The organism is Haloprofundus marisrubri (genome assembly GCF_001469955.1).
GTDB lineage: Archaea > Halobacteriota > Halobacteria > Halobacteriales > Haloferacaceae > Haloprofundus > Haloprofundus marisrubri.
Map to the genome: position 1 here is coordinate 112,206 of NZ_LOPU01000030.1, position 12,329 is coordinate 124,534.

At 63.5% G+C, this 12,329-nt stretch carries 9 protein-coding genes and 1 tRNA gene; 7 read left to right on the forward strand and 3 right to left on the reverse strand.

What is annotated here, in order from left to right; genetic code table 11:
* Positions 1-2: 2 nt before the first annotated feature.
* The 6 genes from AUR64_RS15370 (at position 3) to AUR64_RS15395 (ending at position 8,557) form a co-directional block, all read left to right on the forward strand.
* Positions 3-2,276: a PrkA family serine protein kinase gene (locus tag AUR64_RS15370; RefSeq protein ID WP_058582851.1), complete on the forward strand. Its 2,274-nt coding sequence runs from the start codon at positions 3-5 to the stop codon at positions 2,274-2,276.
* Complete coding sequence (locus tag AUR64_RS15375) at positions 2,267-3,583, forward strand: YeaH/YhbH family protein (RefSeq protein WP_058582852.1); 1,317 nt, start codon at positions 2,267-2,269, stop codon at positions 3,581-3,583. The genes AUR64_RS15370 and AUR64_RS15375 overlap by 10 nt, the downstream gene beginning before the upstream one ends.
* A complete protein-coding gene (locus tag AUR64_RS15380; RefSeq protein ID WP_058582853.1) occupies positions 3,580-5,604 on the forward strand; it encodes a SpoVR family protein in 2,025 nt (674 codons plus the stop codon). Before AUR64_RS15375 ends, AUR64_RS15380 begins: the two co-directional genes overlap by 4 nt.
* A gap of 129 nt (positions 5,605-5,733) precedes the next feature.
* Positions 5,734-6,306, forward strand: coding sequence for a DUF7344 domain-containing protein (locus AUR64_RS15385; RefSeq protein WP_058582854.1), 573 nt, complete (start codon positions 5,734-5,736; stop codon positions 6,304-6,306).
* Between the two features lie 138 nt (positions 6,307-6,444).
* A complete protein-coding gene (locus tag AUR64_RS15390) occupies positions 6,445-6,960 on the forward strand; it encodes a DUF7344 domain-containing protein (RefSeq protein WP_058582855.1) in 516 nt (171 codons plus the stop codon).
* A gap of 133 nt (positions 6,961-7,093) precedes the next feature.
* A complete protein-coding gene (locus AUR64_RS15395; protein ID WP_058582856.1) occupies positions 7,094-8,557 on the forward strand; it encodes a DASH family cryptochrome in 1,464 nt (487 codons plus the stop codon).
* A 21-nt stretch (positions 8,558-8,578) separates the two neighbouring features.
* On the opposite strand, the gene AUR64_RS15400 is transcribed toward AUR64_RS15395, so the two are convergent.
* The 3 genes from AUR64_RS15400 to AUR64_RS15410 all read right to left on the reverse strand — a co-directional run bounded on the left by AUR64_RS15400 (position 8,579) and on the right by AUR64_RS15410 (position 11,470).
* Positions 8,579-9,220 (reverse strand): DUF7344 domain-containing protein, encoded by a 642-nt coding sequence (locus AUR64_RS15400; RefSeq protein ID WP_205628412.1) that lies wholly within the window; start codon positions 9,218-9,220, stop codon positions 8,579-8,581.
* Positions 9,221-9,361: 141 nt separating this feature from the next.
* A tRNA-Glu gene (locus AUR64_RS15405) sits at positions 9,362-9,436 on the reverse strand.
* A gap of 60 nt (positions 9,437-9,496) precedes the next feature.
* On the reverse strand, positions 9,497-11,470 hold the full coding sequence (locus tag AUR64_RS15410; protein WP_058582858.1) for a 3-hydroxyacyl-CoA dehydrogenase/enoyl-CoA hydratase family protein: 1,974 nt from the start codon (positions 11,468-11,470) through the stop codon (positions 9,497-9,499).
* 160 nt (positions 11,471-11,630) lie between these two features.
* Here AUR64_RS15410 and AUR64_RS15415 point away from each other — a divergent pair, with 160 nt between their 5' ends.
* The gene (locus AUR64_RS15415) at positions 11,631-12,230 is read left to right on the forward strand and encodes a DNA-3-methyladenine glycosylase family protein (RefSeq protein ID WP_058582859.1); all 600 of its coding nucleotides are present in this window, start codon (positions 11,631-11,633) and stop codon (positions 12,228-12,230) included.
* The last annotated feature ends 99 nt before the right edge of the window (positions 12,231-12,329 follow it).

Genomic DNA, 12,329 nt, shown 5'->3' on the forward strand with positions numbered 1-12,329 from the left:
CCATGCGCGAAGATTACATCCGCGCCGCCGACGCCGAGTTGCGCGGCGCTTACGAGGAACCGATGAGCCTCGACGCGTACGTCGACGCCGCGTTCGAGTCACCCTCCATCGCCTCGCACGCCTCGAAATACCTGTTGGAGGCCATCGAGTCGATGGGAACGCGGACCGTCGTCGAAGAAGGCGAAGAGCGCCAGCGCTACCGCTTCTTCGACGACCCGCACAACGAGGGCGAACACGCCATTCTCGGTAATACCGAGGTGCTAAATGGGTTTGTCGCCGACCTCCGAACCATCGCCGCCGACCGCGGCAAGAGCGAGAAGATTCTCTGGTTCGACGGGCCGACGGCGACCGGCAAGTCGGAACTCAAACGGTGTCTCATCAACGGCCTTCGGGAGTACTCGAAGACTCCGGGCGGACGCCGCTACACCGTCGAGTGGAACATCTCGACGGCCTCCGACACCCGAGGACTGAGCTACGGCGGCGACGAGTCGACCGAAAACGAGGACAACTGGTACGAGAGTCCGGTGCAGGTCCACCCGCTGACGGTGTTCCCGCCGGACGTGCGCAAAGCGCTCCTCGTGGACCTCAACGCGTCGTCGGGCGACCACATCCCGACGGTCGTCGACGAGGAACTCGACCCGTTCTCGCGGGAGGCGTACTCGTATCTCGAAGAACAGTACCGCCGCAACGGCAAAACCGAGTTGTTCTCGGCGGTCGCGGACACGCGACACCTCCGGGTGAAAAACTACGTCGTCGACGTGGGCAAGGGGATTGGTGTACTGCACTCCGAAGACGACGGCAGCCCCAAGGAGCGACTCGTCGGCAGTTGGATGCCGGGGATGCTCCGCGAACTCGACTCGCGGGGCCGAAAGAACCCGCAGGCGTTCAGCTACGACGGCGTGCTCTCGCAGGGTAACGGTCTTCTTACCATCGTCGAGGACGCGACCCAACACTCCGACCTGCTGCAGAAACTGCTGAACGTCCCCGACGAGGGGCACGTGAAGTTGGACAAAGGAATCGGGATGGACCTCGACACGCAGTTGCTCATCATCTCCAATCCCGACTTAGGCGTCGAACTCGACAAGTTCGCCGACCGCAACGGCCGCGACCCGTTGAAGGCGCTCAAACGCCGCCTCGACAAACACGAGTTCCGCTATCTCACCAACTTGAGTCTGGAGACACAACTCGTCCACCGCGAACTCACGAACGAGACGGCGGTGTGGGAGGGCGCGGACTACGCCGAACTCGAAGCGCGCATCCGTCAACCGGTGTCGGTGTCGGTGCGCGACGAAGGCGGTGTCGTCGTCGAACGCGAACTCGCACCGCACGCCGTCGAGGCGGCGGCGCTGTACAGCGTCGTCACGCGTCTCGACGGCGAAGACCTGCCGTCGGGACTGACGCTCGTCGACAAGGCGTTGCTGTTCGACCGCGGTTACCTGCAGGAGGGCGACGAACGAGAGACTATCGACGACTTCGAGTTCGACCGCAACGGCGAGGAGGGCACGCACGGCATCCCCGTGACGTACACCCGCGACACCGTCGCCGACCTGCTGCAGACCGAAAGCGAGCGCGCACACGCCGACCTGCCCGTCGAACGCGTCGTCATGCCCGACGACGTACTCGACGCGATGGCCGACGGCCTGCGTTCTGCTCCAGTGTTTTCGCGCGGCGAGGCCGCCGAGTACGAGTCGCGACTCGCCGGCGTCAAGAGCTACATCTTCGACCAGCAGGAACGCGACGTGCTCGACGCCATCTTGGCCGAAAAGCACGTCGAACAGGAGACGGTCGCCGAGTACGTCGAACACGTCTACGCGTGGGCGGGCGACGAGGAGATAGAGACCGAACGCGGCCCCGTCGAAGCCGACGCGCTGCTGATGAAGCTGTTCGAGACCGAACATCTCGGCCGCTTCGACGACGCCGCGTACGCGGGGAACGAACCCTCGCCGCAGGTGGCACGGTTCCGCCGCGAGAAGGTCATCTCCGCGTTGAACCGCTACGCGTGGGAGAACCGCGACGAGGGCTTCGCGGTCCACAAAGTCGACTTCACCGAGATTCCGGTTATCCGCGCGGTGCTGGAACACCACGAGTGGAGCGACGTGAAACGGCTGTTCGAGGACTTCGACCCCCGCCAGTGGGAGGACCCACCGGCGAACACCGAGACGGCACGGCTGAAGGAAAAGACCATCGAGCGACTGACGAAGGCGGGTTACTCGCCGGCTAGCGCCGAGTTGACCAGCCGGAAAGTGATGCGAGAGGTGAGCTACAAATGGGACTGAGAGACGACCTCGAACGGTTCCGCGAAGTGGGCGAAGAACGAAGAGAGGACCTCGAAGAGTTCATCAGCTACGGTGACCTCGGCGGGTCGGGCGCGAACAACATCAACATCCCCATCAAAGTCGTGGACCTCCCGGAGTTCGCCTACGACCCCCGCGACAGAGGCGGCGTCGGTCAGGGTCAAGGCGGCACCCCCGACGTGGGCCAACCCGTCGGCCCGCCGCAACCCGGCGACGGAGACGAGGAGGGCGACCCCGGCGAAGAAGGGGCCGACCACGAGTACTACCAGATGGACCCCGAGGAGTTCGCCCAAGAACTCGACGAACAACTCGGACTGGACCTCGAACCCAAGGGCAAGGAAGTCATCGAAGAGATAGAGGGCGACTTCACCGACGTCACTCGCTCGGGCCCGAACAGCACGCTCGACTTCGAGCGCCTGTTCAAAGAGGGCCTGAAGCGCAAGCTCTCGATGGATTTCGACGAGGAGTACGTCAGAGAGGCGCTGCGAGTCGAGGGCAAAGACGCCCGAGACGTGTTCGAGTGGGCCAGAGAGAAAAACATCCTCGTCTCGTGGGCGTGGGTCGCAGACGCCTACGAAGACGTCCCCGAGTCCGAACGCGACAAGTGGTCGAGTTTCGAGGAGATGGACGAGAACGTCGAGCAGACGACCACGCTCCAGCGCATCCGCCGCGACGGTCTTCGGGAAGTGCCGTTCCGCCGCGAGGACGAGCGCTACCGCCACCCCGAGATAATCGAGAAGAAAGAGAAGAACGTCGTCGTGGTCAACATCCGCGACGTGTCGGGGTCGATGCGCGAGAAGAAGCGCGAACTCGTCGAGCGGACGTTTACCCCCTTAGACTGGTATCTGACGGGCAAGTACGACAACGCCGAGTTCGTCTACATCGCCCACGATGCCGAAGCGTGGCAGGTCGAACGCGAGGAGTTCTTCGGCATCCGCTCGGGCGGTGGCACCAAGATTTCTTCTGCATATGAACTCGCGGCGGCGATTCTCGAAGAGGAGTACCCGTGGCGCGAGTGGAACCGCTACGTGTTCGCCGCGGGCGACAGCGAGAACTCCTCGAACGACACGACCGAGAACGTCGTGCCGCTGATGGAAGAGATTCCGGCGAACCTGCACGCGTACGTCGAGACACAACCCGGCGGCAACGCCATCAACGCGACCCACGCCGAGGAGGTCGAACGGGCGCTCGGCGACACCGGCAACGTCGTCGTCGCGCGCGTCTCGCGCCCCGAGGACGTGGTAGACGCCATCTACGACATTCTGAGTACGGAGGACGACGACCAATGAGACCGAACAGACTGACAGCGAGAAAGGCCGCGAGCAAACTCGAAGAGCCGACGCGCGAAGCGGCGAAACTCGCGCGAAAGCTCGGCCTCGAACCGTACCCGGTGAACTACTGGGTCGTCAGCTACGACGAGATGAACGCGCTCATCGCTTACGGCGGGTTCCAAACCCGCTATCCGCACTGGCGCTGGGGGATGACGTACGACCGCCAGCAGAAACAAGACCAGTTCGGGATGGGCAAGGCGTTCGAAATCGTCAACAACGACAACCCGAGCCACGCGTTCCTGCAGGAGTCGAACACGCTGGCCGACCAGAAGGCGGTCATCACCCACGTCGAAGCCCACGCCGACTTCTTCGCCAACAACAGTTGGTTCGGACTGTTCGGCGGCGACCTCGACGCGGCGGCGATGCTCGAACGGCACTCCGAGGCCATCGCGGGCTACATGGAGGACCCCGAAATCGACCGCGCGGACATCGAGAAGTTCATCGACGCGGTGCTCTGCTTGGAAGACTGTATCGACCAGCACCGACCGTTCGCGGAGGCGACGGACCCCCGCGAGCGGACCGCACCCGAGGACCTCCGCGAGCGACTGGAGGGGATGAACATCTCCGACGAGGTTCGCAGACAGGTGTTCGACGAGGAGTGGTTGGACCGACTGGCAGAGGCCGAAGAGGCCGCCGCCGACCTCACCGACCCCCAGAAAGACGTCCTCGGCTACCTCCAGCAGCACGGGATGCAGTACGACGAAGAAGAAGGGAAAGCCAGCGAGTTGGAACCGTGGCAGCGCGACGTTCTCGACATGCTGCGGACGGAGGCGTACTACTTCGCCCCCCAGAAGATGACGAAGGTGATGAACGAGGGCTGGGCCGCCTACTGGGAGTCGTTGATGATGGGCGAGGAGCGCTTCGCCGGCGAGAACGAGTTCCTGCTGTACGCCGACCACCAAGCGAAGGTGCTCGGGTCGCCGGGGTTGAACCCGTACAAACTCGGCAAGGAACTCTGGGAGTACATCGAGAACACGACGAACCGCCGGGAAGTGGCCGACAGACTCCTGCGCGTCGAGGGCGTCTCGTGGCGCAACTTCCACGAAGTCGTCGACTTCGACGAGGTCCAAGAACTCCTGCAACCGCACCCGGCGCTCGATGGGATTCGCCCGGATACGCTGGACGAACTCGTCGCACTCGGCGACGACCCGCGCGTCGACGCCGACGCCCTCGACCGGGCGGTGTCGGAGTACGGCGACGAGGAACTCGATGCCGACGAACGAACTGTCGACGTCGACAAGTACCCGTGGAAGGTGTTGACCTACGAAGGCCTCGCCGAGCGACACTTCTCGCTCGTCAAGCCACAGAACAGAGGGTTCCTCGGGCGGATTCGGCGCTCGGAGCTCGAACAGCTCTCGCGGTACATGTTCGACGACGAGCAGTACGCGAGTGTAGCGGAAGCTATCGTGGACGTCGACTACACGACCGGGTGGGACCGGATGCGCGAGATTCGAGAGAGTCACAACGACGTGACGTTCCTCGACGCGTTCCTCACCCAGGAGTTCGTGACGAACAACCACTACTTCACCTACGAGTTCACCCGCGCCAGCGGCGACTTCCGGGTGACGAGCACCGACTACCAGGACGTCAAGAAGAAACTGCTGCTGCAGTTCACGAACTTCGGCAAGCCCACCGTCGCGGTGTACGACGGCAACTACGGCAACCGCAACGAACTGCTGTTGGGCCACCAGTACAACGGCATCATGCTCGACCTCGGGCAGGCCAAACAGGTTTTAGAGCGCGCGTACGACCTGTGGGGCCACCCGGTCAACCTAATGACCATCGTCAAGGAGTACGACGACCACGACGTGGAGGTGGCACGGCGGCGCAACCGCGAACCGACGCCCGTCGAGAACGGCATCCGCGTCCGATACGACGGCGAGACGTTCGAGCATCACGACCTCGAACCCGAACTCGAAGACAGAATCGCCGCCGGCGACATCGACTACGACACGAAGCCCGACGAGTGGCTCTCGTAGTCGGTGTCTCGGTGGTCTCACGGGCCGACGCGGCTGGTCGTGTTCTGCGCTACGGTATATTTCCCACCGAACAAGTACACAAAGAAATCCGATAGCTTCTTGTTATTTCAGGGGAGACGAATTGCTACCATGGGAGCAGCGCTCCGACAGCGACAGGGGGAGGGCGACCAAGCGGCGTCGCTCGCGGAGACAGATATCTACGACGTGCTGAAAAACGAACGCAGACAGCGCGTCGTCGAACGTCTCGCCGACTGCGCGGAGACGCAGTCGGTCAGAGCGCTCTCCGAACACATCGCGGCCATCGAGACGGACACCGAGACTCCCCCACGTAACGTCCGTCACAGCGTCTACGTCTCGCTCTGTCAGACGCACATCCCGAAACTCGACGACCTCGACATCGTCGACTACGACGCCGACGCGAAAGACGTCGCTCCCGGCCGCCACACCGCGACGGTCGCCGCGTATCTAACGGACACGCCGACCGACCGCGCCCGCCACGACGAGTACTATCTCGGGTTGGGCGTCGTCGGCTCGCTGCTCGTCGCCGCCGGCGTACTCGGTGCGCCCATACTCTCGACAGCGCCCGCCATCGTCGGACTGACGTTTCTGGCGTTGACGACGCTCGCGGCCGGCTTTTTCGTCGCCCGCGGCCGTCTCGGCGCGTTCGGTACACTGGGTAGCCTCTCGACACTTCGGCGGTGAAGCAGGCCCGTCTCTCAGTGTGGTCCAGCGACGCCGAACGCACAGTTTCATCACCTCTCGCGCCCGACGAACGACAACTGACGAAGCGCCGCTCCGCAGTATCCGGGGTCGACTCCCCTACCACACGATAACTCGCCGATGACACGAACGGAGACCGAGAACTCGCCGGCCGACGACCTCACCGAAGCCGACATCCACGACGTCCTTCGGAACGACCGGCGGCGCATGACGCTCGAACGACTCGCCGAAACCGGCGAGGAGACCGTTCGCTCGCTCTCCGAACACATCGGCGCGAGAGAGTCCGGCGAAGACCCGCCACCGCGCAACGTCAGACAGAGCGTCTACATCTCGTTGCACCAGACGCATCTGCCGAAACTCGACGACCTCGATATCGTCGACTACGACGACAGCGGCAAAACCGTCTCACTGGAAGGAAATGCCGATCAGGTACTCGCCTACATGCGGTTTTCCGGTACCAACGACGCCCAGACGCCGTCGTACGCGCTGGCTATCGGTGTCCTCGGTTTTCTGGTGGCCCTCGTCTGGATGCTCGTCCCCGGCGTCGCCGAAGCGGTCGCCGCCGTGGTGTGTGCGCTGCTCTTCGCGGTACTGACGGCGTACGAGGTGTGGGCGTACATGTCCTCGGACGACTGAACTGCGTCCGCGACACGTCTCCGTCGTCGCTGTCGGGTTCTCGCTCCGCTCCCGGCGAACACCCACTGTTCAGCCCGTAGAACCGACCCGCCGGCGAGTGAGCGTTGAAGTCGCTGGCGTCCTAACGACCCACATGACAGACGCGCGAGCGCTCGTCTGGTTCCGCCGGGACCTTCGAGTGCACGACAACGAGGCGCTGTCGAAAGCCGCCACCGCCGACTCGTTGCTGTCGGTGTACTGTGTCGACCCACGGGAGTACGGTCCCCGCGAGTACGGCGGCGCGGACTCGTTTCGCTTCGAGAAGACGGGTCCACATCGCACGCGGTTTCGACTCGACTCGCTCTCGGACCTTCGTGAGTCACTTCGAGAACGCGGCAGCGACTTGCTCGTCCGCCGTGGTCGACCCGAGACAGTGCTTCCGGACCTCGCCGAGACGCTCGGCGTCGACACCGTCTACTTTCACACGTGGCCGACGCCCGAGGAGATGACCGTCGAGGCGGCGGTCAAGTCGGCGCTTCGGGCGGCAGACGTCGACCTGCGGCGGTTCTGGGGTCACTCGCTGTACCACGTCAACGACCTACCGACGAGTTACCGCGAGATACCCGACACGTACACGCCGTTTCGCAAATCCGTCGAGTCCGACGCGTCGGTGCGGCCGACGTTCGAGACGCCGTCGTCGCTGCCGCCGTTGCCGGACGCCGTCAGTGAATCTGAGGCCGGAACGCTCCCGACGCCGTCGGAACTCGGTGTCGACGGCCCGCCGGACGACGAACGGGCCGTTCTCGACTTCGAGGGCGGCGAGACGGCGGGACTGCAGCGACTCGACGAGTACGTCTGGGAGCGCGACTGCCTGCGCGAGTACAAAGAGACGCGAAACGGGATGGTCGGCGCGGACTACTCCTCGAAGTTTTCGGCGTGGCTTAACGAGGGCTGTCTCTCCCCGCGACGGGTCCACGAGGAGGTAAAGCGCTACGAGGACGAACGCATCTCGAACGACTCGACGTACTGGCTACTGTTCGAACTGCTGTGGCGCGACTTCTTCCAGTTCCAACTGGCGAAACACGGCGGGCAGTTCTTCACACGGGAGGGTATCCGCGAACGCGACGACATCGAGTGGCGAGACGACGAGACGCAGTTCGAACGGTGGGCCGAAGGCGAGACGGGGATTCCGTTCGTCGACGCGAACATGCGGGAACTGAATCGGTCGGGGTACATGTCGAACCGCGGGCGACAGAACGCCGCGAGTTTCCTCGTGAACAATCTCCGACTGGACTGGCGTCGCGGGGCGGCGTACTTCGAGACGCAACTGGTCGACTACGACCCCTGTTCGAACTACGGCAACTGGGCGTACATCGCGGGCGTCGGCAACGACTCGCGGGACCGCTACTTCAACATCGTCAAGCAAGCGAAACAGTACGACGGCGACGCCGAGTACATCAAACGATGGCTGCCGGAACTGGAGTCGTTGCCACCGGCGAAGGCGCACGAACCGTGGACGCTCTCGGCGGACGAACAGCGGGAGTTCGGCGTCGAACTCGGTGTCGACTATCCGCAACCGATGGTGGAGTTGGAAGCGTCGTACGAGAAACTGCGGTGAGTAGGCGAACGCGAGTGCCGTTCAGCGCGTCCCGAGGAGTCGGCTCAGGATACCGTTTCGCTCGGAAGTCGGAGTGGAGGGTTCGACTCCGGCGGGTAACTCGGTCGCACCCAGTCGCGCCTGCCGCGTCTGGTAGGCGTGGACGCTCGCCGAGAGGAGGAGCGCAACGGCGATGCCCGCCGCGTACGTGAGGCCCGGTATCTGCACGAAAAACGGGAGACCGAGACCCGACGCTGCGAGCACGGCCAGTGAGACGCTCGCCAATCCGAGGTAGTACTGACTCCACGGCACGTCGTCGCGTTCGACGACTTCCAGATAGATGTCGAGGTCCGTCGCTCGGTCGGTCAGGGTTGCGACGCCTCGACCCTGCTCGTAGTCGATGATGTCGTAGGTGTCGAGTTTCGGCAGGTGCGTCTGGTGCAGCGAGGTGTAGACGCGCTTTCGCTGTTTGTACGTCAGTTCCTCGATTTCGCAGTCGTTCTCCCACGCGGCGACCTGTTCGGCCAACTCGCGGATGGTGGTCGGTTCACCGACTCGTTTGAGATGATGTAACACGTACCGCCGGCGGTGGTTCGAGAGTATCGAAAACGAGACGTCTCGCGACAGTCTCTCCTCGGTGTTCTGCCCGGATGCGTGCCCCATGTGTAGCTCTGTGTTAGCCATCGTACTCCCCCAACGGAAACTGTATTCGGGTTCGGTGTATTATTTGTTTGGTTGAATTTCTTGTATTTTGAACATTAGTACAAAACAGACGGTTCCGGAGAGAATCAGCGCCGTTGCTCGCCGTGAAGTGTTCGTGAGAAGTGCTCGGTAGGGGATTTGAACCCCTGTCCTCGGCTCGAAAGGCCAAGATGATTGGCCGGACTACACCAACCGAGCGACATACTCAACTGTCGCCCAGAGGAGTTTAAAGATTCCGTTACGCCGCGGGTGTGTGTGTTATTTCCCCTCGAACTCCGGTTCGCGGTCGCTGGAGAACGCCATCACACCCTCCATCAGGTCGTCGGTGGTGAACAGGATGCCGAACGCCTGTGCTTCGACCTCCAGACCGGCCTCGGTGTCCTCCCAGCCACGGTGCATCGCGCGCTTCGTGTAGCGCTGTGCGACTGGCGGCCCGCCAGCGAGCGACTGTGCGAGTTCCATCGCCTCGGCTTCGAGGTCACCGTTGTCGACGACGTCGTTGATGAAGCCGTAGTCGGCCATCGTTTCGGCGTCGTAGCGCTCGGCGGTGAAGATTATCTCCTTTGCGCGGCCGGTGCCGACGATGCGCTGGAGACGGACGGTGCCGCCCCATCCCGGCAGGAGGCCGAGGTTGTGTTCTGGTTGACCGAGTTCGGAGCGCTCGGTGGCGACGCGGAGGTCCGCACACGCGGCGAGTTCCATCCCGCCGCCGAGACAGAAGCCATCGATACCGACGACGACCGGCTTGTCGCAGTCTTCGAGTTTGCCGAACGTCTTCTGGCCTTTGCGCGAGAGTTCGACCGCCGGAATCGGGTCCGCACCGCCCGCGGCCATGCTCGTCACGTCCGCACCGGCGGAGAACGCGCGGTCACCAGCGCCGGTGAGAAGCAGCGCTCGGACCTCGTCGTCGTCGCTCAGCGCGTCGATGGCGTCGGAGAGGTCGTCCATCAGGTCGGCGCTGATGGTGTTGAGACGGTGCGGTCGGTCGAGAACGACGTGGGCGACGGCGCCCTCCATCTCGACGCGGACGTTGTCGAACTCCAAGGAACCCTCCTCGCCTTCGTCGCTGCCGTGGAAGCCGTCGTCCGATTCGGCGAGTTCGCGGAGCGTGTCGACGACTTCGTAGCGTTCTGCGCCCGTCTCCTCACGCAGTTCGTCGAGTGCCTCGACGAGCGTCGAAAGGCCGGCGTCGTCGGCCATCTTCGCGGGGCCGTCCGGGAAGCCGCCGCCGAGCATCACCGCGCGGTCGATGGCGTCGGCGTCGGCGACGTCGTTTTCGACGAGTGCGGCGACTTCGTTGGCCATCACGGCGAGCAGGCGGTGCTTCACGTCGTCTCGGGCCGCGTCCGTCGGGATGTCGACGCCGCCGTTGTCGTAGTCGTAGAAGCCTTTGCCCGTTTTCTTGCCGAGGTTCTCGTTTTCGACTTTCTCGGCGAGCAGTGGACACGGTTCGTAGGCGTCGCCGAGCACCTCGTGCATGTATTCGAGCACGTGGAATCCGACGTCGATACCGACCTGGTCTGCGAGTTCGAAGCTCCCCATCGGCAGGCCGATGTCGAACTTCGTCGTGCTGTCGACTTCCTCGACGGTTGCGGCGTCGTCGTGGACAATCCACGCCGCCTCGTTCATCAGGGGAACGAGAATGCGGTTGACGATGAAGCCCGGACTGTCCTTGCGGACGCGGACGGGCGTCTTGCCCATCGACTCGGCGAGGCCCTCGACGAGGTCCATCGTCTCGTCGGCGGTGTGTGCGCCGGAGATGACCTCGACCAGCGGCATTCTGACTGGGGGATTGAAGAAGTGCATCCCGCAGAACTGCTCGGGTCGCTCGGTCACTTCCGAGAGGTCCGTGATGGAGAGACTCGACGTGTTCGTCGCAAAGACGGTGTGGTCGGGGGCTTTCTCCTCTAATTCCCCGTACACCTCTTTCTTTATCTCCATCTTCTCGGGAACGGCCTCGACGACCACGTCGGCGTCGGCGACCGCTTCGCCGAGGTCGACGATAGGCGTGACGCGTTCGAGCGCCGCGTCGGCTTCCTCCTCGGTCATCTGGTCTTTCTCGGCCAGTTTGCCGAGACTCCATTCGATTTGGTCGTAGCCGTTCTGGACGAACTCCTCGTTGATGTCGCGCAGTACTACGTCGTAGCCGGCGAGCGCCGCGACCTCCGCGATGCCGTGGCCCATGTTCCCCGCACCGAGAACCGTGATACTGTTGACGTCATCCAGTTCCATGGCCGAATCCTCGGTTGCCGTCAGTTTCAACGTTTCCCTCGTGCGCGTGAACAACTCACTTTCGGTTTATTCGGATGGTTCGTGATGGACTCACGGCGCTCGTGACGGCCGTCTCCGCCGGGAGCGGAGGGTCTATGCGCGTGACGGCCGACAATCGGTCATGGCGGAGGAACACGACCACCTGCGCGAGACGGACCTCGCACCGCTGGTCGACGAGTACGGCGAACTGGAACTGACGCCCGCAGACGACCTCTTCGAGCGGTTCGTCGTCTCCATCGTCAATCAACTCATCTCGACGGAGGCCGCCCGGACGATTCGGGCGCGCCTGTTCGAACAGTTCGAGGTGACGCCCGACGCGATGCTCACCGCGGAGGCCGACGCGCTGCGGGAGGTCGGACTCTCGCCGCAGAAAGTCGAGTACGTCAAGAACGTCGCCGCGTGGTTCGAGGAGAACGACGTGACGCGCGAGCGATTCACGGAGATGAGCGACGCCGCAGTAACGCGCGAACTTACTGACATTCGCGGCGTCGGCGATTGGACCGCGAAGATGGTCCTGATGTTCGGCCTCGGGCGCGAGGACGTGTTCCCGGTCGAAGACTTGGCCGTCCGGCGAGGGATGGAAGACCTCTTCGGCGAGTTGACGCGCGCGGAGATGCGCACGCTCGCGGAGGCGTGGAGTCCCTACCGGTCGATTGCGACGCTGTACGTCTGGCAGCACTACGTCGACGGAAACTCGAACGTCGACGATATCGTCGCCTGAGTCCGCGGCGCTTCGGTCGGTGAGGCGGCGAGAAAACAGAGTATCAGGATACGCGAGCGGAGATGAGAGGTGAGAAAAGCGAAAAACGACGAGTGAGAG

What these genes read in the sequence shown, in the direction of transcription:
- AUR64_RS15370 (WP_058582851.1), top strand. Translation starts at nt 3, where the DNA reads ATGCGCGAAGATTACATCCGCGCCGCCGACGCCGAGTTGCGCGGCGCT.
- AUR64_RS15375 (WP_058582852.1), top strand. Translation starts at nt 2,267, where the DNA reads ATGGGACTGAGAGACGACCTCGAACGGTTCCGCGAAGTGGGCGAAGAA.
- AUR64_RS15380 (WP_058582853.1), top strand. Translation starts at nt 3,580, where the DNA reads ATGAGACCGAACAGACTGACAGCGAGAAAGGCCGCGAGCAAACTCGAA.
- AUR64_RS15385 (WP_058582854.1), top strand. Translation starts at nt 5,734, where the DNA reads ATGGGAGCAGCGCTCCGACAGCGACAGGGGGAGGGCGACCAAGCGGCG.
- AUR64_RS15390 (WP_058582855.1), top strand. Translation starts at nt 6,445, where the DNA reads ATGACACGAACGGAGACCGAGAACTCGCCGGCCGACGACCTCACCGAA.
- AUR64_RS15395 (WP_058582856.1), top strand. Translation starts at nt 7,094, where the DNA reads ATGACAGACGCGCGAGCGCTCGTCTGGTTCCGCCGGGACCTTCGAGTG.
- AUR64_RS15400 (WP_205628412.1), bottom strand. Translation starts at nt 9,220, where the DNA reads ATGGCTAACACAGAGCTACACATGGGGCACGCATCCGGGCAGAACACC.
- AUR64_RS15410 (WP_058582858.1), bottom strand. Translation starts at nt 11,470, where the DNA reads ATGGAACTGGATGACGTCAACAGTATCACGGTTCTCGGTGCGGGGAAC.
- AUR64_RS15415 (WP_058582859.1), top strand. Translation starts at nt 11,631, where the DNA reads ATGGCGGAGGAACACGACCACCTGCGCGAGACGGACCTCGCACCGCTG.